General features: G+C 67.0%; 21 protein-coding genes and 3 pseudogenes. 14 read left to right on the top strand and 10 right to left on the bottom strand.

Annotated features, from left to right (window positions below; genetic code table 11):
* Window position 1: 1 nt before the first annotated feature.
* The 4 genes from pstB to NO887_RS00740 all read left to right on the top strand — a co-directional run bounded on the left by pstB (window position 2) and on the right by NO887_RS00740 (window position 3,112).
* Window positions 2–838, top strand: coding sequence for a phosphate ABC transporter ATP-binding protein PstB (gene pstB, locus NO887_RS00755; RefSeq protein WP_256416581.1), 837 nt, complete (start codon window positions 2–4; stop codon window positions 836–838).
* Window positions 839–1,504, top strand: a complete 666-nt coding sequence (gene phoU, locus NO887_RS00750; protein WP_256416580.1) for a phosphate signaling complex protein PhoU — start codon at window positions 839–841, stop codon at window positions 1,502–1,504.
* A gap of 27 nt (window positions 1,505–1,531) precedes the next feature.
* Window positions 1,532–1,993: an arsenate-mycothiol transferase ArsC gene (locus tag NO887_RS00745; protein ID WP_256416579.1), complete on the top strand. Its 462-nt coding sequence runs from the start codon at window positions 1,532–1,534 to the stop codon at window positions 1,991–1,993.
* Window positions 1,994–2,059: 66 nt separating this feature from the next.
* Entirely contained in the window at window positions 2,060–3,112 is a 1,053-nt protein-coding gene (locus tag NO887_RS00740; protein WP_256416578.1) for a sodium:calcium antiporter, read from the top strand.
* 85 nt (window positions 3,113–3,197) lie between these two features.
* Here the strand turns inward: NO887_RS00740 and NO887_RS00735 are convergent, their stop codons facing one another.
* Complete coding sequence (locus tag NO887_RS00735; protein WP_256416577.1) at window positions 3,198–4,127, bottom strand: VOC family protein; 930 nt, start codon at window positions 4,125–4,127, stop codon at window positions 3,198–3,200.
* Between the two features lie 133 nt (window positions 4,128–4,260).
* Between NO887_RS00735 and NO887_RS00730 the strand changes: the two genes are divergently transcribed.
* The 4 genes from NO887_RS00730 to ncsA all read left to right on the top strand — a co-directional run bounded on the left by NO887_RS00730 (window position 4,261) and on the right by ncsA (window position 7,900).
* Complete coding sequence (locus tag NO887_RS00730) at window positions 4,261–4,680, top strand: cobalamin B12-binding domain-containing protein (protein ID WP_256416576.1); 420 nt, start codon at window positions 4,261–4,263, stop codon at window positions 4,678–4,680.
* Entirely contained in the window at window positions 4,681–5,787 is a 1,107-nt protein-coding gene (meaB, locus tag NO887_RS00725) for a methylmalonyl Co-A mutase-associated GTPase MeaB (protein ID WP_256416575.1), read from the top strand.
* 68 nt (window positions 5,788–5,855) lie between these two features.
* Entirely contained in the window at window positions 5,856–6,809 is a 954-nt protein-coding gene (locus tag NO887_RS00720; RefSeq protein WP_256416574.1) for an alpha/beta fold hydrolase, read from the top strand.
* Window positions 6,810–6,880: 71 nt separating this feature from the next.
* Window positions 6,881–7,900 carry a tRNA 2-thiolation protein NcsA gene (gene ncsA, locus NO887_RS00715; protein WP_256416573.1) on the top strand — a complete coding sequence of 340 codons (1,020 nt, stop codon included), beginning with the start codon at window positions 6,881–6,883 and terminating at the stop codon, window positions 7,898–7,900.
* A 41-nt stretch (window positions 7,901–7,941) separates the two neighbouring features.
* Here the strand turns inward: ncsA and NO887_RS00710 are convergent, their stop codons facing one another.
* From NO887_RS00710 to NO887_RS18470, 4 genes and pseudogenes are all read right to left on the bottom strand, one after another.
* The gene (locus NO887_RS00710; RefSeq protein ID WP_256416572.1) at window positions 7,942–8,979 is read right to left on the bottom strand and encodes a hypothetical protein; all 1,038 of its coding nucleotides are present in this window, start codon (window positions 8,977–8,979) and stop codon (window positions 7,942–7,944) included.
* Window positions 8,976–10,130: a glycosyltransferase family 4 protein gene (locus NO887_RS00705; RefSeq protein ID WP_256416571.1), complete on the bottom strand. Its 1,155-nt coding sequence runs from the start codon at window positions 10,128–10,130 to the stop codon at window positions 8,976–8,978. The genes NO887_RS00710 and NO887_RS00705 overlap by 4 nt, the downstream gene beginning before the upstream one ends.
* Window positions 10,127–10,504: a 6-pyruvoyl trahydropterin synthase family protein gene (locus NO887_RS00700; protein ID WP_256416570.1), complete on the bottom strand. Its 378-nt coding sequence runs from the start codon at window positions 10,502–10,504 to the stop codon at window positions 10,127–10,129. Before NO887_RS00700 ends, NO887_RS00705 begins: the two co-directional genes overlap by 4 nt.
* A 67-nt stretch (window positions 10,505–10,571) precedes the next feature.
* Window positions 10,572–10,976, bottom strand: a pseudogene (locus NO887_RS18470) (alkaline phosphatase family protein); the annotation flags it as partial.
* Between NO887_RS18470 and NO887_RS00690 the strand changes: the two are divergent.
* The 3 genes and pseudogenes from NO887_RS00690 to NO887_RS00680 all read left to right on the top strand — a co-directional run.
* Window positions 10,956–12,008 (top strand): annotated as a pseudogene (locus NO887_RS00690) (aldo/keto reductase); the annotation flags it as partial. The pseudogenes NO887_RS18470 and NO887_RS00690 overlap by 21 nt on opposite strands.
* Window positions 12,009–12,123: 115 nt before the next feature.
* Entirely contained in the window at window positions 12,124–12,510 is a 387-nt protein-coding gene (locus tag NO887_RS00685) for a DUF7475 family protein (protein ID WP_256416567.1), read from the top strand.
* 77 nt (window positions 12,511–12,587) lie between these two features.
* Complete coding sequence (locus tag NO887_RS00680; RefSeq protein WP_303652207.1) at window positions 12,588–13,373, top strand: CDP-alcohol phosphatidyltransferase family protein; 786 nt, start codon at window positions 12,588–12,590, stop codon at window positions 13,371–13,373.
* Window positions 13,374–13,418: 45 nt separating this feature from the next.
* On the opposite strand, the gene NO887_RS00675 is transcribed toward NO887_RS00680, so the two are convergent.
* The 5 genes and pseudogenes from NO887_RS00675 to NO887_RS00655 all read right to left on the bottom strand — a co-directional run bounded on the left by NO887_RS00675 (window position 13,419) and on the right by NO887_RS00655 (window position 17,296).
* Window positions 13,419–14,417 carry a zinc-dependent alcohol dehydrogenase gene (locus NO887_RS00675; protein ID WP_256416565.1) on the bottom strand — a complete coding sequence of 333 codons (999 nt, stop codon included), beginning with the start codon at window positions 14,415–14,417 and terminating at the stop codon, window positions 13,419–13,421.
* 151 nt (window positions 14,418–14,568) lie between these two features.
* Window positions 14,569–15,063, bottom strand: a pseudogene (locus NO887_RS00670) (RNA-guided endonuclease InsQ/TnpB family protein); the annotation flags it as partial.
* A 29-nt stretch (window positions 15,064–15,092) separates the two neighbouring features.
* On the bottom strand, window positions 15,093–16,313 hold the full coding sequence (gene ftsZ, locus NO887_RS00665) for a cell division protein FtsZ (RefSeq protein ID WP_256416563.1): 1,221 nt from the start codon (window positions 16,311–16,313) through the stop codon (window positions 15,093–15,095).
* A 4-nt stretch (window positions 16,314–16,317) separates the two neighbouring features.
* Window positions 16,318–16,497 carry a ribbon-helix-helix domain-containing protein gene (locus tag NO887_RS00660; protein ID WP_256416562.1) on the bottom strand — a complete coding sequence of 60 codons (180 nt, stop codon included), beginning with the start codon at window positions 16,495–16,497 and terminating at the stop codon, window positions 16,318–16,320.
* Window positions 16,498–16,714: 217 nt separating this feature from the next.
* On the bottom strand, window positions 16,715–17,296 hold the full coding sequence (locus NO887_RS00655) for a double zinc ribbon domain-containing protein (protein ID WP_256416561.1): 582 nt from the start codon (window positions 17,294–17,296) through the stop codon (window positions 16,715–16,717).
* A 330-nt stretch (window positions 17,297–17,626) separates the two neighbouring features.
* Here NO887_RS00655 and NO887_RS00650 point away from each other — a divergent pair, with 330 nt between their 5' ends.
* From NO887_RS00650 to NO887_RS00640, 3 genes are read left to right on the top strand one after another with little or no spacing between them, the layout of a single operon-like run.
* On the top strand, window positions 17,627–18,049 hold the full coding sequence (locus NO887_RS00650) for a DUF7518 family protein (RefSeq protein ID WP_256416560.1): 423 nt from the start codon (window positions 17,627–17,629) through the stop codon (window positions 18,047–18,049).
* Window positions 18,050–18,067: 18 nt separating this feature from the next.
* Window positions 18,068–21,646, top strand: coding sequence for a chromosome segregation protein SMC (gene smc / locus NO887_RS00645; RefSeq protein WP_256416559.1), 3,579 nt, complete (start codon window positions 18,068–18,070; stop codon window positions 21,644–21,646).
* Entirely contained in the window at window positions 21,639–22,619 is a 981-nt protein-coding gene (locus tag NO887_RS00640) for a segregation and condensation protein A (protein WP_256416558.1), read from the top strand. The genes smc and NO887_RS00640 overlap by 8 nt, the downstream gene beginning before the upstream one ends.
* Window positions 22,620–22,673 lie beyond the last annotated feature (54 nt).

Below are 22,673 nucleotides of genomic sequence, written 5' to 3'. Positions count from 1 at the left end.
AATGAGCGAATCAGACACTTCCCCGAAGATCCAGACGACGATCGAGACCGGCGACGAGGAGACGCGAGAGGCTCCCCTCGACGCTCGGGACACCGTCATCGAGACGCGTGACCTCAATGTCTACTACGGCGATGAACAGGCGTTAGACGGCGTTTCGATGCAGATAAACGAGCACGACGTGACTGCGCTGATCGGTCCCTCCGGCTGCGGCAAGTCGACGTTCCTCCGGTGTATCAACCGGATGAACGATATGATCGACGTCTGTCGCGTCGAGGGCGACGTGGAGTTCGGCGGCAAGAACGTGTACGACGACGATGTCGACCCCGTTGCCTTGCGACGGAAGATCGGAATCGTGTTCCAGAAGCCGAACCCGTTCCCCAAATCGATCCGCGAGAACGTCGCGTACGGGCTCAAAATTCAGGGGTTCGACGGCGACGTCGACGAGCGTGTCGAAGAGTCGCTCAAGCGAGCCGCACTATGGGACGAAGTGAAAGACCAACTCGGCTCTTCGGGGCTCGATCTGTCTGGCGGGCAACAACAGCGGCTCTGTATCGCTCGCGCTATCGCCCCCGACCCGGAGGTCATCCTCATGGACGAGCCGACGAGCGCGCTCGACCCCGTCGCGGCCTCGAAGATCGAGGACCTCATTGACGACCTCGCCGAGGAGTACACCGTCATCATCGTCACGCACAACATGCAGCAGGCGGCGCGGATATCCGACCGGACCGCGGTGTTCCTCACCGGCGGTCGGCTCGTCGAGTACGACGACACTACCAAGATCTTCGAGGACCCCGACGAGCAGCGCGTGGAAGACTACATCACCGGCAAGTTCGGATAGATGCCCCGCGAGAACTACCAGGCGCGGCTCGACGAGCTCCGGGCCGACGTGGTCGCGATGGGAGCGCTGGTCGGCGAGCGCTACGAGACCGCGATCGAGGCGGCTGTGACCGGCGACGCCGCGCTGGCCGACGAGGTGGTCGGCGGCGACCACGAGGTCAACGAGACGTACCTTGCCTTGGAGGACGACTGTACTGACCTGCTCGCGCTCCAGCAGCCCGTCGCTGGCGACCTCCGGCTGGTGACGGCCTCGTTCAAGATCATCACCGACCTCGAACGCATCGCCGACCTCGCGACGAACCTCGCCGAGTACGGCGGTCCGGACGGGGGCGTCCACCCGGCGATCGAGTTTGAGGGGCTCGCCGCCGCGGCGGGCGACATGGTCGCCGACGCGGTCGCGGCCTACGAGGCCGGCGACGCCGAGGCGTGTCGGGAAATCGCGGCGCGCGACGACGACTTCGATGAGCGCTGTCGGCGCGCGAGCGAGGCGGTCGTGCGCGGGCTGCTCGACGCCGACGGCGGGACGGAGGGGCTTGAGGCATCGATCGACGAGGCCTCCCGCGGGCTGCTCGCGGTGCGCGACCTCGAACGCATCGCGGACCACGCGGTCAACGTCGCCGCCCGAACGCTGTACATGATCGAGAACGACGACGATCTGATCTACTGAGAGCGACGGCGGACCCATAATCCACCCATGACGACACCAACCGACACGGCCGACGAGCCGGCGATCGACGAACCGACCGTCCTCACCTTCATGTGCGTCCGCAACGCCGGGCGAAGCCAGATGGCGACCGCGTTCGCGGAGCGCGAGCACGATCGGCGCGGGCTCGGCGACCGCGTCGAGATCCGAACCGGCGGCACGATGCCCGCCGACGCCGTCCACGACGTGGTGCGCGAGGCACTCGCCGAGGTCGACCTCGACGTGAACGGGCGGGAGCCGCGATCGATCTCTGACGAGGCGCTCGCCGGCTCCGACTTCGTCGCGACGATGGGCTGTTCGACGCTGGAGCTTGCGACCGTCGACACCGACGACTGGGATCTCGACGATCCGGGTGAGCGCCCGATCGAGGAGGTCCGCGAGATCCGCGACGAGATCGAACGCCGGGTGATCGCCGTCTTCGACGAGCGATTCGGCGAGTACGACGGCGAATAGAATGATCGTTCCGACGCCGGGAGCGATTCCGGAAGCAATACCCGATTCCGGCCGTACTGACGGGACGTGACCATCCTGCAGGAACTCATCGGGGACCAGCCACTCGCCGTGTGGATCGCCGTAGGCGCGATCGGGTTCCTGCTGACTTGGAAGGGCGCGAACGTCATCGAGTCGACGACCTCGAAGATCAGCGACCACTTCGGGGTCTCACAGGCGATCCAAGGCGGACTTATCGTCGCGGCCGCCACGTCGTTCCCCGAGCTCGCGATCATCGTCATCTCCGTGCTCGTCCTCGGGGAGTTCGGCGTCGGAGCCGGAGCGCTCATCGGGACAGCGGTGTTCAACATCTTAGTCATTCCGAGCGCAGTCGCCATCACGAGCGGTGACACGCCGACAACGCGGGGAATCGTCTACCGCGACGCGATCTTCTACGTGGTCGCCGTCCTCGCGCTCTTCGGCGTGATCGCGCTCGGCGTCCTCGGGACCGACGGGCGGGAGATCGCGCGGATCACCCCGCAGATGGGCGTCGGTCTCCTAGTGTTGTACGGGGTGTACGTCATCCTCCTCGTCGGCGGTAAAAGCGGCGCGTCGGCGCAGAAGAAGACCGAATCGACGAACGTCCCGAAGCAGGCTGGGCTGTTCGCGGCCGGGTTGGCCGTCGTGCTCGTCGGCGTCGAGTCGATGGTCGGCATGACGATGCAGCTCTCGGACGCGCTCGGCGCGCCGCCGTTCCTGATATCTGTGACGGTGCTGTCGGCGATGAGTTCGTTCCCCGACCTGCTCGTCGGCGTGAAGATGGGTGAGGCGGGCGACCAGCGAGCGGCGGTCGCGAACGTCTTCGGAACGAACACGTTCAATCTTGTCGCGGCCTTGCCCATCGGCGTCATTCTCGCCGGCGGCGTCTCGATCGGCTTCCTCACGTCCGTACCGCTCCTGTTGTTCCTGTTTTACACAACTCTCGTCGTCGTGGTGTTGTCTGCGACGGACTTCGAACTCACCACCGAGGAGGGATACGTATTCCTCGCGATGTACCTCGCCTTCCTCGGCTGGATGACGACCGAGGCGCTCGGCGTCACCGCGCTGCTGACCGAGGAGACGCTCCGGACGATCGTCAGTTAGTGATCAACCTGAAGTCGTGAGTTTTCGCCTCTTCCTTTTCGCGCGGGGAGGATGAGGAACTCTGTGATCCCCCCGCGGATGCCGGCTACGGTGTCCGGATCCGAACCTCGATGCCGTTGGTGTCGGTGAGCGCGATCCCGTCGTCCCGCTCGTCGACGGTGAAGTCGGTATCGCTCTCGGATGCGACTGCATCGAGCCGGCTCCGTGCTGCCGCCAACGCAGTTTCGTCGGGAACGACGACCTCGAACCAGTCGAGTCCACGGCCCGATGCGGGAGTCGTCCGCCCCTGCCAAGTGTTCGCGCCGACGTGGTGATGGTACCCGTCGGCCGCGATGAACCGCACGTTGGGAGCCGCCTGTCGGACCTCGAAGCCGAGTCCGTCGACGTAGACGGACTCGAACGCCGCGAGCGACGCGACTTCGAGGTGGACGTGTCCCACGTCGGTGCCTGCCGGAACTCTGTCCGCGCTCCCCGTCTCTCCCGTGTCGGCCGCCGCGACGACGCCGTCGAGGTCGATCGGCTCCGTGGTCATCTCCACGGAACCGTCCGCCGCGGTCGGCCACTCTTCGCGGGGGCGGTCGCGGTAGATCTCGACGCCGTTCCCTTCCGGATCTTCGAGATACAGCGCCTCGCTGACGCGGTGGTCCGAGGCACCGTCCAGCCGCCACCGGTCGCGCACCCGCGCCAGCGCCTCGCCGAGCGCGGGTCGGCTCGGGACGCGGAACGCGGTGTGGAACAGTCCGGCGTCGGTCGGACGCCGATCCGGGCCATCGGCGTCGCGCCGCAGGACGAGCAACGCCGTCGCGTCGCCGCCGAGTCCGGTCCCGTCGCCGCCGAGTCCGGTCCCGTCGCCGCCGAGTACGGCCTCGTCGCCGTCGCGGTCGAGCACCGCCAGTCCAACCACGTCGCGGTAGAACGCGGTCGTCTCGTCGAGATCGGCCACGCGGAGCGAGACGCGGCCGATCCGAGCGCCGGAGAGGCGGTCGCCGTGGCTGCTGCCGTCGTCTGAACGCATACCCCATCTGGGAGCGCTCGCGCGATCAATGCGTCGGTACCGGCGGTGTCCGCTCGACGGCGGCGGGATGGCTGTCTCGACTATGTCCCGAACTTCCGTTAGAGTCAAACCGGCACGCGACGCAGTGGTGGACATGAGCGTCGAACAGGAGGAGCGGGCCATCCGCTGTCTGGTGGCGAAGGTCGGGCTCGACGGCCACGACCGCGGTGCACACGTGATCGCGCGGGCGTTCCGCGACGCCGGCTTCGAAGTCGTCTACTCCGGGCTCCATCGCGCGCCGGAAGACATCGTGCAGGCGGCGGTCCAAGAAGATGTCGACGTGCTCGGCATCTCCATTCTCTCTGGCGCGCACAACACGCTCGTCCCGAAGGTGATAGACGGGCTCAAGGAGTACGACGCGTTCGATGACACCCTCGTGTTGGTCGGCGGTATCATCCCCGACGACGACGAGGTCGAACTCAAGCAACTTGGCGTCGCGGAGGTGTTCGGCCCCGGAACCCCGATGGAAGAGACGATCGAGTTCATCCGGAACAACGTCCCGGAGCGAGCGTAGATGGACGGGTCTGCCGCTCAACGGCTCACCGACGCGGACGCTGAACTCGTCGAGGCGGTGCTCGACGGGAGTCACCGCGCGCTCGCCCGCGTCATCACGCGCATCGAGAATCGCTCGCCGGGCCACCGAGAGATCGTTTCCACGCTGCACGAGCACACCGGCGGCGCGGACGTGATCGGAATCACGGGATCGCCCGGCGCGGGGAAGTCGACGCTCGTCGACAAGCTGGCGGCCGCCTATCGCGACCGCGGGGACACGGTCGGCGTCGTCGCCGTCGATCCCTCCTCGCCGTACACCGGCGGCGCGGTGCTCGGCGACCGGATCCGAATGGGGTCGAACGTCGGCGACATGGACGTGTTCTTCCGGTCCATGAGCGCGCGCGGCCAGCTCGGCGGCCTCTCGATGGCGACCGCGGACGCGGTGAAGGCGCTCGACGCCTTCGGCAAGGACGTGGTGATAATCGAGACGGTCGGGGCCGGCCAAAACGAGATCGACGTGGTCCGTACCGCCGACACCGTCGCCGTGCTCGTCCAGCCCGGCTCCGGCGACGACATCCAGACGCTCAAGGCGGGCATCTTGGAGATCGGTGACGTCTTCGTCGTCAACAAAGCCGACATGGACGGGGCGGAGCGCACGCTCGCGGAGCTAGAAGAGATGGTCCACAGACGCGAGAGCCCGACCGCCGGAGTTGACACGGGCCACCACGGGTTCGACGCGCCGGACCACCCGGACGATCAGAGCGAGGAGGACGATTCCGGTACCGAGTGGACTCCCGACGTGACTCGAACCGTCGCGAGCACCGGCGAGGGAGTCGAGGACCTGATCGCGACGTTCGACGCGCACGCGCGGTACCTCCGCGACTCCGGCGAGATCGAGGAGACGAAACGCCTGCGCTACGCCGAGGAGATCCGGACGCTTGTCCGCGCCGACGTGGGCTCGCTCGCCAGCGCGGAGATCGATCGACACGGCGGCGTCGACGCGCTTGCGGAGGCGGTCAGGCGACGCGAGACCGACCCCTACACCGTCGCCGCCGACGTCGTCGCCCCGATCGAAGCGTGCGTGGATCGCGCGGAGCAAGACGCGGATGGGGAATCGTCGCCCGACTGACTCGCACAACCGACGCGATCGGTCGCCCGGCCACCGGGTATAAGTCGCCCGCGAACCAACAGTTTTCCATGAGACTCAGGAACCTCGCCGGCGGTCTCCTCCTCGGTACCGGCGCGCTCGCCGCACTCAACACCGGACTTCGCTACGAGGGTGAACTGGAATCGCCGCTCGACGGCGACGACGGCACGTTCCGCTGGCGGGGGATGGACGTGGCCTACACCGAGGCCGGCGACCCCGCCGAACCCGACCTGATCTTGCTCCACGGCGTCAACGCCGCGGGATCGTCGGGCGAGTGGCGCGCGGTGTTCGACGCGTTCGCCGCCGACTTCCACGTCGTCGCCCCGGACTTCCCCGGATTCGGTCGGTCCGACCGACCACCGCTTCGGTACTCCGCGGCGCTGTACGAGGACTTCGTCCGCGACTTTCTCGGCGACTTCGACGACCCGGCTGTCGTCGCCTCGTCGCTGTCGGCGGCGTACGCGGCGCGCGCGGTCGACGCCGACGACCCGTCCGCCGACGTGTCGATCCGCGGGTTCGTCGGCGTCTGCCCGACGACGGTCGCCGGTCCGAGCCCGCCGAAGCCGTGGCTGCGCGAGCTGTTGCGATCGCCGGTGCTCGGCGACGCCCTCTTCAATCTCATCACCTCGAAGCCGTCGATCCGCTACTTCAACGCCGACCACGGCTACGACGACCCGACGAACCCGAGCGAGGAGTGGACCGATTACGAGTGGCGGACGAGCCACGTCGAGAACGCCCGGTTCGCGCCGGCGTCGTTCATCTCCGGGTACCTCAACAGTGACCTCAATCTGACGGCCGCGTTCGCCGCGATGGAGACGCCGCCCACGATCGTCTGGGGCCGCGAGGCCGAAGTGAGTCCGCTGTCGGACGGGCGCGATCTGGCCGACGCGGCGGACGCCCGCCTCGTCGTCTTCGATCGGGCCAAGCTGCTCCCGCACGTCGAGCACCCCGACCGGTTCGTCGAGACGGTCGAGGAGGCTCTCGTCGCGGGAGCGACGGCGTAATTCGAGCGACTGACGCCCGACGCATCCGCGGCCCGAAACGGGTATCCCCGCGCGTCTGCAACCCGACACCGATGGAGTGTGACAAGTGCGGGGCGGACGCGATCCACCACGCCGCCTACTCCGGGGCGCATCTCTGTGGCGAGCACCTCCGCCGGTCGGTCGAAAAGCGCGTGAAACGCCGGGTCCGCGAGGACGGTTTGCTCGATCCGGAGGCGACGCCGGACGACCCCGACCGCTGGGTGATCGGCCTCTCTGGCGGGAAAGACAGCGTCGCGCTCACCCAGATTCTGGACGACGTGTTCGGACGGGACCCCCGCGTCGAGATGCTCGCGTTGACGATCCACGAGGGAATTGAGGGATATCGCGACGCCAGCCTCGACGCCTGTGTCGAACTCGCAGACGACCTCTCGCTGCGTCACGAGGTCGTCTCCTACGAAGAGGAGTTCGACGTGCAGATGGACGATGTCGTCGAGAGCGACCCCGAGAACATGGCCGCCTGCGCGTACTGCGGTGTGTTCCGCCGGGACCTCCTCGAAACCTACGCCGCCGAGTTCGACGCCGACAAACTGCTCACCGGCCACAACCTCGACGACGAGGCCCAGACGGCGATGATGAACTTCCTAGAGGGCGACGTGCGACAGGTGGCGAAACACTTCGACGCCTCGCTCGGGCCGTTCGACGAGCGTGAGGGAACGGACGAGTTCGTCCCGCGAGCCAAACCGCTGCGAGACGTGCCAGAAAAAGAGATCGCCCTGTACTGCCACGTCCGCGACCTCCCGATGCATATGGCGGAATGCCCCCACGCCGAAGAGGCGTACCGCGGCGAGATCCAGTCGACGATCCACGAATTAGAGGAGAACCACCCCGGTGCGCGCCACTCGATCATGGCTGGCTACGAGGAGCTGTCGGCGCTCGCGGCCGAGACGTATCGAGGGAGCGGAGACGATGGCGGTGAGTCCGACGCGGACGACGCCGCGACCACTGACGTCACGTCTCCCGACCTCTCCGAGTGCGAGCGTTGCGGATCGAAGACGAGCCGTGACGTGTGCCGGAAGTGCCGGCTGCTGGCGTCGATCGAGGCGGCGACGTGACCACCGGCCACCCCATCTCATACCGCTAGGCTAGTCTGTTCTCACCGGTCTCCGTCGACGCGACCGAGCAGATCGAGTTGGTGCGTGAGGTAGATCAGTTCGCTGGCGTCGATCTGATCGCGCCGATCGCGGAGCCACGCGTCGAGGTCGGCTGACGAGAGCGACGCCGACTCGGAGTCGGCTGTGGTCGCTCCAGCTCCCGCGGTAGTCACTCCCTTCTCCGCGCCGATCACCTCGCCGACCGCGTCTTCAACGGTGTCGAGGATGTGTCGCAGAAAGGATGCCTCGTCGTCGGGGTAGCCGCCGCTATCGCCGCTTGGTCGCACGATCCAATCCGAGCCGGCGACGCCGAGCAACGTCGAGCCGTCCGCCGTCCGTAGTCGCGCGAGCGCGTCGCCGCCGGCGCGGCTGTTTCCGCCCGGCTTCTCGTCCATGTGTCGGTGGTACAGCCGCTCGACCGCCCGGTCGTCGGGGTGGGGCGGCCGGAATCTGGTCGCGCCGTCGAACGTGATCGGGAAGTAATACGTGCCGCCCGGCGCGAGCGCGTCGAGAAGCGGATCGAGCCGGTCGAGCCCGAGCACGTCGAGAAGCGCCATCCCGATCAGCGCGTCCCACTCGCCCGCGGTCGACTCGGCGTACGCGGCGGCATCGGCGACGACGGGCTCGACCGCAACGGTTCGTTCCGGCGACTCGACGACGAGCGTTTCGCCGTCTGACGACGAACCTCTGTCCGACGACGATTCGACCTCACCGACCGACACGTCTGCTCGGTCTGCCGCCCACTCGCGGAGGAACGGAACCAGCCCGGAAAGCGTGTCGCCGTCACGGTCGACGGCGACGTATCTGGTCTCCCCCGGCGGGAGCACCTCCCAGTCGATCAGCCGAGCGACCATCGTTCCGACGCCGGCACCGACCTCCAGCACGTGGAGTGGACCGGAATCGGTGTCGCTCCCGACTCCTCCCGCTTCCGCCGCGCGCTCAGTCAGCCGCTCGCGGAGCAACCCGACGATCCGCCGGTCGATCGCCCGGTCGTCGACGGTGCGCTTCGCCCGGAGGTACCGGCGGAACGACGCCGTCACGCCATCACCTCCGGGTCCGGTTGGGTCGCGGACGCCGGAGCCTCTCCGTCGGCGACGGTCGCGAGAAGCCGACGGACTCGCGCCGTCGTCGCCGGCCAGTCGGGGTGCCGTTCGTACCGCCGTCTGGCGGCGCGGCTCATCGCCGCGAGCCGGTCGGGATCCGTCGCGAGCGACTCCAGCGCCGCTGCAACCGCGCTCGGATCGTCGGGGTCGACGAGCACGCCCGTCTCGCCGTCCGTGACCACGTCGCTCGCGCCGCCAGCGCGCGAGGCGATCGCCGGGAGGCCGAACGCCATCCCCTCCAGATAGACGATCCCGAACCCCTCGTACCGAGACGGGACGGCGATCGCGTGACTCTCCCGAAGCGTTGCCGCCAGCTCATCGTCCGAGAGTCGCCCGGCGAACCGCACGCGCTCTGTGAGCTCAAGCCGGTCGACGGTACGTCGCACGTCGTGGACGTGCGCCTCGTCGACGGTCCGACCGACGACGACGACCTCAACGGCTGCGTCCGCGGCGGCGATCCCCTCGATCAGTGTGTCGAGGCCCTTCCGCGGCGCGATGTTGCCGACGAACGCGACCCGCAGCGGGCGCTCGGCCGCGCGGTCGGCGATCCGGTCCGCGACCGACTCGGCAGTGACAGCGCCGCCGGACCCGCCCGCGTGACCGGCGAACCGATCGCCTGCGGGCGGCGCGACGACCGTGGCGTCGGGATCAACGCCGAGACCCGTCACCGCCTCGCGGGTGACCGTGCTGTTGCAGACGACGCCGTCGAGGCTCGCGAAATACCGTCGCTCGACGGCTCGGTAGAGGGGGGAGAGCCGTCGCGGCTCGCTGGCGCGCAGGTGGTGAACGACACTCACGATCGGATAGGAGAGATCGCGGTTGCAGTGCCACAGCGACGGGTGCGCGAGCTCGTCTTGGAGCATCACGTCGACGTCGACGCGGAGTCTGTCTCGAAAGCGCGGCGAAAGGGTGTCACACAGCCCGCGGGGGTACGCCCGCCACGCCCCGCCCGCCGCGCCGCGCCACGGCAGCTCGATCACCTCGACGGTGTCGCCGGCGCGTCGGAGCCCCTCGACGAGCTTCCGGTCGTAGCGGAAGCCGCCAGAACGCTCGTCGAGGCTCCCGTACAGCGCGAAGCCGACCTTCATACCGGCCCGTCGTAGGTCGCCCCGGCGTCGTCGTCCTCCCACACGGTCACCGCCACCTCGCTCACGGTGTCGTCGGTCACGGCGGCGGTCACGCGCTCAAAGATGACACGGGCGAACCGCTCGACGCTCGGGTTGCGCCCGTCGAACTCGGAGAAGTCGTTGAGGAGGGCATCGCGGTAGCGGTCGGCAATGTCGGCGAGCGCGGCGTCGGCGTCGTCGATGTCGACGAGGTAGTCGTGCTCGTTCAGCGCGGGACCGCGGAACGTGAGTTCCACCGCGAACTGGTGTGAGTGCGGGACGCTCTCCGGTCCGTCGTCGACGACCGTGAGGTAGTGTTGGGCCACGAACTCGGTCGTGACCGTCGTCGCGTACATGCACCGATCCACGGACGCGATCCACCTAAATCCGGAGGGCGTCTGAGACGCCCGATGCGCCGACTGACTACAGGTATCCGAGCGCCCGGAGGCGGTCCTGCTCCGATTCGCCGTCGCTCCCGTAGACCCGCGACACCGGCAGCGGTTCCGGCGGCGAGAGCGTCGGTTCGCGGGCTCCGGTGTCCGCGCCGTCGACCGTCGCCCACGGGACCGCGAGCAGCGCCGACACCGGCGCGTACATCGGGTGGCCGTACAGCCCCCACTCGCCGAAGCAGTTCCCGTGGTCTGCGGTGACCGCGATCCGGCCGTCGACGTTGGCCGCGAGCGACGCAACCTCGCTCAGGACGTGTTGGAGGTTCGCCTCGTAGGCGTCCCACACGCGGTCGGGATCGACCTCGCCGCGCCGGAGCAGGACCCACGGGTTCCCGGCGTTGCTGTGGCCGCCGGTCCGGGCCAGCCCGTCGTCGCCGTCTGCAACGCGATCGAGACCGCAGCCGACGAGGGCGGACCGGTCCTCGTCGACGATTACGGCGCGACCGCGGATCCGCCCGCAGTGCCGGTCGTCTCGCCGCCGCGGGAGCACGGCACCGACCGCACCGGCAGCGGTGGCGCGAAAAGCGCGCTCCGACTCCCCCTGATCGGATTCGGCTGCTCGCGCTACCGCGACGGGGAGTACGTCGACCGCGTCGACTCGATCGCGACCGCGCTCGATTCGGGATACCGCCTGCTGGACACCGCCGAACTGTACGGCAACGACCACCGGATCGGCGAGCTGCTGGCCGCGTCGGGCGCGCCCGACCGCGAGCGCGTCTTCGTGCTCGGGAAGCCGTGGCGCACGAACCACCGGCGCGAGCACATGCTCGCCGCCGCCGAGGGGAGCCTCGCCGACCTCGCGTTCGACGCGTTCGACTGCTACGCGCTCCACTGGCCGACCGCGCTCGCGCACCGCGGCGAACTCCGTCGAATCGCCGAACTCCCCGCCGACAGACAGGAGGCGCTCGCATTTCCGGAAGACGCCGACGGCACTCTAGCCACCGACGATGTCTCGATCGCCGAGGCGTGGCGGAACCTGGAGGCGGTCCGCGACCGAGGGCTGACGCGCACCATCGGGCTCTGTAACGCCTCACGAGAGCAGGTGGAGAGGGTTCTGGAGACGGGGAGCGTGGCTCCCGCGCTCGTGCAGATCGAGCGACATCCGTATCTCCCGCGGACCGACCTCGTCTCGTTCTGTCACGACCGGGGGATCCGGGTCGTCGCGCACTCGCCGCTGTCCGCGCCGGGACTGTTGGACGAGCCCGCTCTGGCCGCGATCGGCGCGGACCGCGACCTCTCGCCCGCCGGCGTCGTGCTCGCGTGGAACGTCTCCCGCGGCGTGGTGCCGATCCCGTCGAGCACCGCCGAGTCGCACGTTGTCGACAACCTCGCGGCGGCGGCCGAACGGTTGAGTCCGGACGAACTCGCGCGCGTTGACGCCCTCTGCGACCCTGACTTCGACCCACGGTGAGCGAACGTCTCGCTGCCGCATCAGCGCACCTGCCGCGCCGGCACACGGACGCGTGCCCGATCTGTCGCCGTCGCCCCGCCAGTAGCTCTATGTGAGCGTGGCGCATGGATACGGTATGGCGACTGCTGGGTCTCGACGGCCGGCGGCCGGTATCGAGTCGTTGAACGGGCTCCACTGGGCGGGGATCGTCTCGGCCGCGGTCTCCGCCGCCGTCCACCTCCTCTTGGGAGTCCGGATGGTTCCCTCGCCGCTCGGGATCAGCTTCGTCTTCGCGGGGCTCGGATTCGTCGGCGGGATCGTCCTCGTGGTGCGCGGCTATCGGCGGCGGACCGTGTACGCCGTCGGGATCGCCTTCACGCTCGTCCAGATCGTCTTGTGGTACGTCGTCAATTTCGCCGGCGGCGGCCGGTCGTTCCCCGCCGACGTGGGGACGCTCGGCGCGGTCGATAAGGTCGCACAGGTCGTGTTGATCGCGGTGCTCGCGGCCCTGCTGCGCCGGTAGTCGTGTCCGATAGATCCCCTCGCTCCCGGTGTGCGGTCGGTCGCGTCTTCGGCACCGGACAGTCGGCTCTCGCGGGTCTGGCGCTTCCGCCTCTCGCCGGCGTCGCGCTCGCGCTCGGGCTGTCCGCTGCGCTTCCGGCGACTGCGACGGGTCGGTGGGGGGTCTCACCGGCGGCAGTTGCGGGGATCTGTCTGGCGGGCCAGCTCTGGTACGTCGCCTTCGGGCTCGGCGGCGTCGACGCGGTCCGACGACATACGGGCGAGTCGGCGGGCGAGCCGGCCGAGCGCGGCGATCTCTCTCGGCTCTTCGGCCTCGCGAACGGGGTGACGCTCGTCCGTGGCGCGCTCTACGCGGTCGTCGCCGGACTCGTCGTCGCGCCGCCGGACACCGATCTCGCGTGGGTAGCGGCGACGGGGTACGGGGTCGGCGTCCTCTTCGACGGGCTCGACGGATACGTCGCGCGGACGATCGGCACCGAGACCGAGATCGGTCGGCGGCTGGACATGGCCTTCGACACGTTCGGATTCGTCGCCGCGCCGCTCGTCGCGGTCGGCTGGGGGATCCTTCCCGTCTGGTACCTCTCGCTGTCCGCGGCGCGCTACATCTTTCGGGGGGCCGTCGGGCTGCGCCGCGCTCGCGGCCGTCCGGTGTTCGATCTTCCCGACAGCGACCTCGGCAAGTACCTCGCGGGCGTACAGATGTGTTTCGTGACAGTCGCGCTCGCGCCCGCCGTTCCGACGCCGATCGTTCGAACGGTCGCGCCGGTGGTGCTCGCGCCCTCGATCGCCGTCTTCGCTCGCGACTACCTCGTCGTCAGCGGACGGGTCTCACGACACGCGGTGACGCTCGGAAGTCCGGAGTGAGGGCGTTGGCTCCCGATACGCCTGCCATCGGATGCGACTTTCCGATCACGGATCGCCGTACTCCAGAATGACCTGCACCGCGTCGGTCGCCTCGGAATCGAGCAGTTCGTACGCCTCCGACGCGCGCTCGAAGGGTATCCGATGAGTGATAAGTGCCTCGGCGTCGATCCGATCGAGCCAGTCGAGCGCCTCGTCGAGGCGGCGGTCGTGGTCCCACCGTCCGCGCAGTGGCGGACTGATCGTCGACACCTGACTGGGGATCAGGTCGATCCGGTCGCGGTGGAACCGGCCGCCGAGATCGATCGGCGCGCGCTTTTCGCCGTACCACGAGCCGACGACGATCCGAGCGTCGTAGCCGACGACGCCGATAGCGTCGTCGAGCGCACTCGGCTGTCCGGACAGCTCGACTGCGAGGTCAACGTCGGCAACGCGGTCTCCGACGGTCTCCGGCGTCTCGGTCCGGTCTGCACCCATTGCGGCGGCGAGTTCCCGACGGCGCTCGACGGGATCGACGACGACGAGTGACGAGAGCGGAAACGACGCCAGCAGCCGGGTGACACAGAGACCGATGACGCCGGCCCCGAAGACGACGACCCGCTCGCCGAGCCGCGGGGCCGCATCGAGGACGAGGTTCGTCGCCGTCTCGACGGAGGGGAGGAGCGCTCCGACCGCGGGCGCGGTTCCGTCGGGAAGCGCGACCACGTCGTCGGGCGCGGTCACGAATCCCGTTTGGTGCGGGACGAAGCCGAATACCGACCGACCGTCCCAGTCGTTGTCGACGTTCTCGCCGACTGCGTCGACGACGCCGCTCGCGGCGTAGCCGTACCGGAGCGGATACGAGAACTCGCCGTCGAGCGCGTCGAGCGTCTCGTCGACGGGCACGTCCGTCGGCGTCTGGTCGCGGTAGACAAGCAGTTCCGTACCGGCGCTTATCGCCGACGCGCGCGTGTCGACCCGTAGTTCGTCTGCGGCCGGCGGGCCGATGTCGACCTCGTGGAGCTCGACCGTTTTTGGTCCCGTGAACACCAGCGCAGTGTCGGTCATCGCGGTAACACGTGGAGTGGATCATAGCCGGTGTTCGGACGAACCCGAACCCTCCGAGGTGACTGGGTGACTGGCACGTGGATCCGCTAGGCCTGCGCGATGTTAAGTCCTCGCGCCGAACGAGACGAGGTATCCGGTGAACTACCCCACCCTACCGCTCGCCTGACGACTCGCGCTTGAGGGTGTCGTCAGAACTCTCCGAGTTCTGACTGCTAACCAGAAGTCTTTGACTTCTGGTGATGGGGCTTCCTGTTTCCACGACGCACTTTGCAGATACGGACGTATCCATAGGGAGCGCAGTCTCCACAGGCGTTGATTCGGAGCGTCCCGCTCCTAACCGCGTCTTGATACCGCGAGAAAGGATATTCCATGCCGCATTCGCGTCTCTATCCGCCTCGAATCCACACGCCGGACACGAGTGTTCACGGACCCACAGTGGCTTGTCGGTCGAGACGCTGCAGGACGCACACTCTTTCGTTGTTCCGCGCGGATTCACGGCGACGAAGTGCGTTCCTTCGCGTTCGCACTTGTATTCGAGCATTCGCAGGAACGTCCCCCACGCCGCCCCCGCTCGGTTCCGTGAGCTGCCCGGGAGTTCTACCAAGCCCTTCACGTCCAAGTCCTCGACTGCCACGAGGTAAAAATCGGAGACGACGGCCGCGGGTGGGAGCGGTCTCAGCGGATGACGTCGAGGCCGTTGTTCTGTTCGGCGGGCTCGCTACCGCCGTCGGACTCCCATGCGCCGCGATTACCGTTCCCGGTGGCAGCCGCGTTGCCCGGGCTCCCGTTCGCTTCGGCTGCACGGGACCGCGAGTCGCTGAGGTCCTCGTCGCTGACCGCGGCGCGGGACTTGTCGGCCTGCTTTTGCGTGGAGGGGCCGAGCACCTGTGCGCTCTGGACGCCGGTCATGATCGCCATGACGCGCACCTTCCCCTTGTACTCGTCTTGGATGCGCGCGCCCCAGATCACGTTCGCGCTCGCCTCCAGTCGCTCGGTGATGTTGTTCGCGATCCCTTCGGCCTCCTTCAGCGTGAGGTCCGGGCCGCCCGTGATGTGGACGAGCCCCCCGCTCGCACCGCGGTAGTCGACATCTAAGAGCGGGTGGTTCATCGCGTCGTTCACCACTTCTTGCGTCTTGTTCTTGTCCTGCGTCTCGCCAACGAGCATGACCGCGACGCCGCCTTGGTTCATGATCGTGGACATGTCGGCATAGTCGAGGTTGATGAGGCTCGGTTGGGTGATCGTCTCTGAAATTCCCTTCACGGTCTCCGCGATGATCTGGTCCATCACGGAGAACGCCTTCCCGATCGGCAGGTTCGGCACGTAGTCGAGCAGCCGGTTGTTGTCGAGGACGATGATCGAGTCGGCCTCGTTGCGGAGGGTCTCTAATCCCTCTTCGGCTTTCACCGTGCGGGCGCGCTCGACGTTGAACGGCGTCGACACCATCCCAACGACGATAGCACCCTGATCTTTGGCGATCTTCGAGACGACTGGGGCCGCGCCGGTGCCGGTCCCGCCGCCCATCCCGGCCGTGACGAAGACGAGGTCGGCGTCGCCGAGCACTTCTTTGATCGTCCCTTGAGCCATCTCGGTGGCGCGCTCGCCCATCTTGGGGTCGCCGCCGGCACCGAGCCCCTGTGTGAGCGACTTGCCCACGAGGATCTTGGTGTCGGCTTCGATCATCTTGAGATGCTGTTTGTCGGTGTTGATGGCTACCGTGTCGGCACCGTTGACACCGATGTTGTACAGACGGTTGATCGTATTATTTCCGGCACCGCCGGCACCGACGATGACGATTCGGGGGTCCCCGAACTCGTCGTCGTCGTCCATGCTGGCGTCCATCTCGCGCTTTTCCGCTTCCGCGTTGTCGAGGGCCTCTTGAACGAGATCTTGCATCAGTTTACACCTTCGCCCAGTTGCGGTTACGGCTGCGCTCGTCGCGATCGCCGTCCTGTTCGTTTAGCATGTCGCGGACGGCAGAGCGAATCGCCTCGCTCCGATTCGGGAACTCCCCCGTCTCGACCATCTGTTCTACCTCGTCTATCTGCTGTTTCGGGATTCGTAGTGTCACACGCTCCATTGGCATTCCCCCGGTAAGACGGTAGAGCACGCAGCGCGTGTGTCTTACAGCGACGAATCGTCCGACTGCGGGGACCAACCCCACTTCGGACGGCCACTGTAAGACGACCGTCTTACGCAGTCGTATCCACCGATGCTAGGTTTATAAAACTACCGCCCGTCGTAAGACACGACGTGAAAACGCCCATATATGGGCGTATACGGTGGTGAAATACCGATTACCGATCGTTCAGCACGTCCGCTGCGGGAGTTCGACGCCCGCAACCTGGACAGAACGCCCAGTCAGTCCGGAGTTCGTCACCGCACTCACAGAACGCTCGGTGAGACTGTTTTTCACCGCAATTCGGGCAGTAAACGTGGTTAGACGGTACGTTTTCGCCACATCCTCCACAGACGTTTTCCCGTGTTTGCACGTCGGGATCGGCGGGCGTCTTACGCGTTTTCGACTCGGTGTCAGTCGCCGTCTCCCGTGTCACACGCGCCTCGCCGTCTTCGGCACCGTTGGCGTCGAGTGTGACGTTTACGTTGATATCACCGGTGTTTCCGGGCGTATACGCGGGGTCACTACGCGACCGATCGCCCAGTCGGTCGTCCAACGCGGCGTCGAGTCGATCGCCGATGAGGTCGTCGATCCGGTCGGCCACCGCGGCGTCCAGTGTAGCGTCCGACGCGTCTGACTCCGGATCGCCGTCCCCGAGGTGCATTCGGAGGGCCTCTCGCATCACCTCACTCTTTGAGGCGTCACACGCTTCCAGCCGCTCGACGAGGTCGTCGTCGGCCCGGAAGGTGATCTTGCTCATATCCCAGAGATATCGGTCAGGGTACAAGTATCTTCCCCTGCTGTCGGCTTCACGGCAGACATGTTTCAGATGTCAGAAACGTCTTCTGGCGGCGGGTTTGCAACCCTCTGCGGAGCCCGCGATCGGTGTCGACGAGCGCCCGAATGGTACTTGATCTGAGGTGTGTCTCACTGCGTGAGACGGTTCGATGAGCCACTGGCTGACGGACCGCCCGTCTCGCCGCGAGATGCGTGCGCGTTCTATTTGACAACTGATATCATGTTCCACGGTGTATGATCACACATGTGTCTGACGCAGATTTATACGGCCCGCGTGGGCATACATGAGTATATGAGCAATCGCGTCGAGGATCTCGAACGGCAGGTCTCAGAACTACAGGCAGCGGTCAACGGGCTCACCGAAGAGCTCGTGGAGATGAAAGAGCGCGTCAGGCAACTGGAAGACGCACAGGCCACGTCGGCCGAGGTGGCGGCCGAGACGACGCCCGATCCGGCCGATCCGGAGCCCCAAGCTGACGAGGCGGAGTCGGACGCGGCCGCTGACAACGGAGAGCGTCGAACTCACTCTGACGACCACGTCGAGGTCGTCGAGCGGACCGACGACGGGACGGCGTCTCACGACTCGGCCGCGGACGATGCGGCAGCCGGCGACGAGACCACCCCCGAACAGGGGACGACGACACCGGACGCCGAGAGCGACGCGGAGGCCGCAGACGACGAGGCAGAGTCGGACGGCGACATCATCGTCGCGTAAGCCGACCTCATCCCCGCAATGCACATCACTGAAGTCGTTTTGGACGGGTTCAAGAGCTTCGGGCGGACGACGCGGATCCCGTTTTACGACGACTTCACGGTCGTCACGGGCCCGAACGGCTCCGGGAAATCGAACATCATTGACGGCGTCCTCTTCGCGCTCGGATTGGCTCGCACCCGCGGGATCAGAGCCCAGAAGCTCACCGACCTGATCTACAACCCCGGCCATGACGGCGATGACGACGGTGACGGACCGAGCGAGGCCTCGGTGACGGTGGTGTTGTCGAACGAGGACGGGACACTCGATCGGTCGCAGGTGGTCTCCGCGGCCGGCACGGAGAACGTCGGCGATGTCTCCGAGATCACGATCAAGCGGCGCGTCAAAGAGACCGAGGACAACTACTACTCGTACTACTACCTCAACGGTCGTTCGGTGAACCTCTCCGACATCCAAGACCTGCTCGCGGCCGCGGGCGTCACGCCGGAGGGATACAACGTCGTGATGCAGGGCGACGTGACGGAGATCATCAACATGACTCCCTACCAGCGGCGGGGGATCATCGACGAGATCGCGGGCGTCGCCGAGTTCGACGAGAAGAAGGACGCCGCCTACGAGGAGCTCGACACGGTCGAAGACCGGATCGGCGAGGCGGATCTCCGGATCGGCGAGAAGGAGGACCGGCTCGATCAGCTCGAAGACGAACGCGAGATCGCGCTCCAGTACCAGCAGTTCCGCGACGAACTAGAGGAGTACCGCGGCTACCTGAAAGCCTCAGAGCTGGAGGAAAAACGCGACGCGCTCGCGGGCGTCGAGAGCGACATCGACGCCGCCGAAACTGAGCTCGACGAGCTCCGCGACGAGCTCGACGCGAGACAGGGGAAACTCACGCGGCTGGAAGGCGACCTCGCGGACCTCAACCGCGAGATAGAGACCAAAGGCGAGGACGAACAGATCGAGATCCGCTCGGAGATAGAGGAGATCAAAGGCGAGATCTCACGGCTCGAAGACAAGATCGAGGCAGCCGAAGCGCGCGCGGCCGAAGCCGAGACCGAGCGGCGTGACGCGTTCGTCCAGATCGATCGGAAAGAGGAGACGATAGACGACCTCGAATCGGAGATCCGCGAGGTAAAAGTCGAGAAGGCATCGGTTAAATCCGAGATCGCGACGAAGCGCTCGGAGCTGGCGGACGTGGAGGCCGAAATTGAGGGCGCAGACACCGAGTTCGACGAGCTGAAATCGGAGCTGTCCGAAAAGAAGGAGCGCGTCGAATCGCTGCGCGAGGAGAAAAACGAGCTCCAGCGCGAGAAAGATCGGCTCCTCGACGAGGCGCGCCGCCGCTCAAACGCGGTCAGCGAGACCCGCGAGCAGGTGGAGGAGGCGCACGAGTCGATCCCGGAGCAGAAGGCCCGTATCTCGGAGCTGCAAAGCGAACTGGACAAGGCCCGGAAGAACCAGTCGACGATAGAAGACGGCGTCGCGGACCTGTTCGCAGAGAAGGCCGAGGTCAGCGAGCGACTGGAGGACGTGGAAGCCGACCTCCGCGAGAGGCAAAACGAGTACGCGAAGCTGGAGGCGGCCGCAGACGAGCGCGGCGACGCCTCGTGGCCGCGAGCGGTGACCGAGGTCAAAAACGGCGGTATCGACGGGGTCCACGGTGCCGTTGGCGAGCTCGGCTCCGTCGACGCGGAGTACGCCGAGGCCTGCGAGACGGCCGCCGGCGGTCGCCTCGCGAACGTCGTCGTCGATGACGACGGCGTCGGATCGACGTGTATCGACTACCTCAAGCGGCGCAACGCCGGCCGTGCGACGTTCCTACCGATCACGAAGATGGACGACCGGGGGCTCCCGCGGAAACCCTCACAGCCGGGCGTCGTCGACTTCGCGCGAAACCTCGTCGAGTACGACTCGCGGTACGAGACGATCTTCTCGTACGTGCTCGGTTCGACGCTCGTCGTCGAGGACATGGCGACCGCCCGCGAGCTGATGGGCGACTACCGGATGGTCACTCTCGACGGCGATCTCGTCGAGAAGTCTGGCGCGATGACCGGCGGCTCCGGCGGCGGCTCGCGCTACTCGTTCACCAAGTCCGGCGGCGGCAAGCTCGAACGGCTCGCGGCCGAGATATCGGAGTTGGAAGACGAGCGACAGTCCCTGCAGTCGGAGATCGACGAGTTAGAGAGCGACATCGACGACGCCCGCGACCGGAAGGCCGACGCCGCGGAGCGCGTCCGATCGCTCGAAGCCGACGTGGAGCGCGCCGAAGACGAGCTCGCGGCGGCCGAAGATCGGATCGACGACCTGGAGACGGAGCTCGACGACTTGGAGGCGGAACGGGAGTCGGTCGACGAAGAGATGAGCGATCTCGACGCCGACATCGACGATCTCGACGCCGACATCGCGGTGGTGGAGTCCGAGATCGCGGAGATCGAAGCCGAACTCGCCGACTCGAAGATCCCCGAGCTCTCCGAGCGCGCCGACGAGATCCGCGCCGAGATCGACGACCTCGAAGACCGGATGGGGTCGCTCGACGGCCGACAGAACGAACTGGAGTTGGAGAAGGGGTACGCCGAGGACGCGCTCGACGACCTCCACGACACGGTCGAGGAGGCGCAAAACCGGAAGGCTGAGGCCGAAGAGGCGGTCGCCGACCACGAGGCAGACATCGACGAGCGGAAGAGCGAACTGGAAGAAAAGCGCGAGGCGATCGCGGACCTAGAAGAAGAGCTGGCCGAGCTGAAAGCGGAGCGCGAGGAACTCCGCGAGGCGATCACCGAAGCGACGCGCGAGCGCGACGAACAGCAGTCTCGCGTCGCCGAGGCGGAGTCGACCTTGGAGAACCTCACTGACCGTCGCGACCGGCTGGAGTGGGAGATAGACGAGTTGGAGTCACAGGTCGGCACGTACGACGCCACGGAGATACCCGACCTCGACGAGGTCGAATCGCGGATCGAGGAACTGGAGTCGGAGATGGAGGCGCTCGAACCCGTCAACATGCTCGCGATCGACGAGTACGACGAGGTGCAGGAGGCGCTCGAAACCCTTCAGGAGCGCCGCGACGTACTCGTCGAGGAGCGCGACGCGATCGAAGAGCGAATCGAGGGGTACGAGGCGGAGAAAAAGCGGACGTTCATGGAGACGTTCGAGTCGATCAACGACCACTTTGAGGACATCTTCGCGCGCCTCTCGGCGGGCAGCGGGGAACTGCTCTTGGAGAACCCCGAGGACCCGTTCGAGGAGGGGCTGACGATGAAAGCGCAGCCGGCGGACAAACCGGTCCAGCGGCTCGACGCGATGAGCGGCGGCGAGAAGTCGCTGACCGCGCTTTCGTTCATCTTCGCCATCCAGCGGCACAACCCCGCCCCATTCTACGCGCTCGACGAGATCGACGCGTTCCTCGACGCGGTCAACGCCGAGCGCGTCGGCGAGATGATAGAAGAGCTGGCCGCGGACGCGCAGTTCGTCGTCGTCGGCCACCGGTCGGCCCTGCTCGAACGCTCCGACCGCGCCATCGGCGTCACCATGCAGGGCGACAACCTCTCCGCGGTGACCGGTATGCAGTTCGGCGACGGCGACGAGGAGGTGACCGCGGATGACTGACGAGACGGGTCGGACCGACGGCGGCGTCCCCGACCTCGATCTGACGAGCGAGCGCGACGGCGGCGAGCACGAGGGTGACACCGAACGCGACGGCGACAGCGGTCGCGTCGACTTCGGCGGTGCGGACGCGCTCCCGGAATCGACCGACACCGATGGCGCTTCGAAACCGGATGACGAGGAGGTCGAGCCCGTCGAACTGCTCGTCCAACTCGCCGAGGAGGGAGAGATCGAGCCGTGGGACATTGACATCATGCAGGTGACCGACGCGTTCTTGGAGCGGCTCGACGAGACCGACCTTCGAACCACGGGTCGCGCGCTGTTTTACGCGAGCGTCCTCCTGCGGATGAAAAGCGACGGAATGCTGGCCGACGACGACGCGGACGACGAGGCGGAATCCGAGCCGGAGCCGTGGGAAGTCGCGATGGAGGGTGGCGCGCCGGACCCCGCCGACGGCGATTTCGATCCGATCGACGAACTGGAGGCGGAGATGGACCGCCGGCTCGACCGGAAGAGCACCCGCGGGTCGCCGGAGACGCTCGACGAACTCGTCCGAGAGCTTCGGGAGGCCGAGCGCGGTTCGTGGTGGAAACAGTCCCGCGAGTACGACACGAGCGAGTCGCCGAGCGGCTACGCCCGCGGCACGCAGACGCTCGATTACCACGCGGACGACGAGTTCCGCCGCGAGGGCGAGCCGACCGCGGGCGAGGCGACCGACCGGACTCACGACGAGGACATCGAGGAGGTCATCGTGGAGATCGACAACGCCCTCCGTGCCCACTTCGACCGCGGCCGCACGGAGGTGCTGTTCGCGGAGATCGAGACGGCCGGCGGCCGCCCGTTCATGACGTACCTCGCCCTGCTGTTCATGGCACATCGCGGGACTGTGCGGCTTCAACAGGACGAGCTGTTCGGCGACCTGTGGGTGAAAGACCCCGCGGCCGCAACCGCCGACTCCGAGGCGGTGGCGGACTGAGCGGCCGCCTCGCGCTCGACCGGTCGATCGTCTCGGCGTTCGGCTCACTTCTCG

The organism is Halorubrum laminariae (assembly GCF_024494655.1).
In the GTDB taxonomy this organism is placed as follows: domain Archaea; phylum Halobacteriota; class Halobacteria; order Halobacteriales; family Haloferacaceae; genus Halorubrum; species Halorubrum laminariae.
The sequence above is the reverse complement of the archived record's forward strand: the minus strand, read 5'-3'. Positions and strand labels throughout refer to the sequence as shown.

Bases quoted from the DNA above. Each gene is read 5' to 3' on its own strand.
- pstB (WP_256416581.1), top strand. From the start codon at position 2: ATGAGCGAATCAGACACTTCCCCGAAGATCCAGACGACGATCGAGACC.
- phoU (WP_256416580.1), top strand. From the start codon at position 839: ATGCCCCGCGAGAACTACCAGGCGCGGCTCGACGAGCTCCGGGCCGAC.
- NO887_RS00745 (WP_256416579.1), top strand. From the start codon at position 1,532: ATGACGACACCAACCGACACGGCCGACGAGCCGGCGATCGACGAACCG.
- NO887_RS00735 (WP_256416577.1), bottom strand. From the start codon at position 4,127: ATGCGTTCAGACGACGGCAGCAGCCACGGCGACCGCCTCTCCGGCGCT.
- NO887_RS00730 (WP_256416576.1), top strand. From the start codon at position 4,261: ATGAGCGTCGAACAGGAGGAGCGGGCCATCCGCTGTCTGGTGGCGAAG.
- meaB (WP_256416575.1), top strand. From the start codon at position 4,681: ATGGACGGGTCTGCCGCTCAACGGCTCACCGACGCGGACGCTGAACTC.
- NO887_RS00720 (WP_256416574.1), top strand. From the start codon at position 5,856: ATGAGACTCAGGAACCTCGCCGGCGGTCTCCTCCTCGGTACCGGCGCG.
- ncsA (WP_256416573.1), top strand. From the start codon at position 6,881: ATGGAGTGTGACAAGTGCGGGGCGGACGCGATCCACCACGCCGCCTAC.
- NO887_RS00705 (WP_256416571.1), bottom strand. From the start codon at position 10,130: ATGAAGGTCGGCTTCGCGCTGTACGGGAGCCTCGACGAGCGTTCTGGC.
- NO887_RS00700 (WP_256416570.1), bottom strand. From the start codon at position 10,504: ATGTACGCGACGACGGTCACGACCGAGTTCGTGGCCCAACACTACCTC.
- NO887_RS00685 (WP_256416567.1), top strand. From the start codon at position 12,124: ATGGCGACTGCTGGGTCTCGACGGCCGGCGGCCGGTATCGAGTCGTTG.
- NO887_RS00675 (WP_256416565.1), bottom strand. From the start codon at position 14,417: ATGACCGACACTGCGCTGGTGTTCACGGGACCAAAAACGGTCGAGCTC.
- ftsZ (WP_256416563.1), bottom strand. From the start codon at position 16,313: ATGCAAGATCTCGTTCAAGAGGCCCTCGACAACGCGGAAGCGGAAAAG.
- NO887_RS00660 (WP_256416562.1), bottom strand. From the start codon at position 16,497: ATGGAGCGTGTGACACTACGAATCCCGAAACAGCAGATAGACGAGGTA.
- NO887_RS00655 (WP_256416561.1), bottom strand. From the start codon at position 17,296: ATGAGCAAGATCACCTTCCGGGCCGACGACGACCTCGTCGAGCGGCTG.
- NO887_RS00650 (WP_256416560.1), top strand. From the start codon at position 17,627: ATGAGCAATCGCGTCGAGGATCTCGAACGGCAGGTCTCAGAACTACAG.
- smc (WP_256416559.1), top strand. From the start codon at position 18,068: ATGCACATCACTGAAGTCGTTTTGGACGGGTTCAAGAGCTTCGGGCGG.
- NO887_RS00640 (WP_256416558.1), top strand. From the start codon at position 21,639: ATGACTGACGAGACGGGTCGGACCGACGGCGGCGTCCCCGACCTCGAT.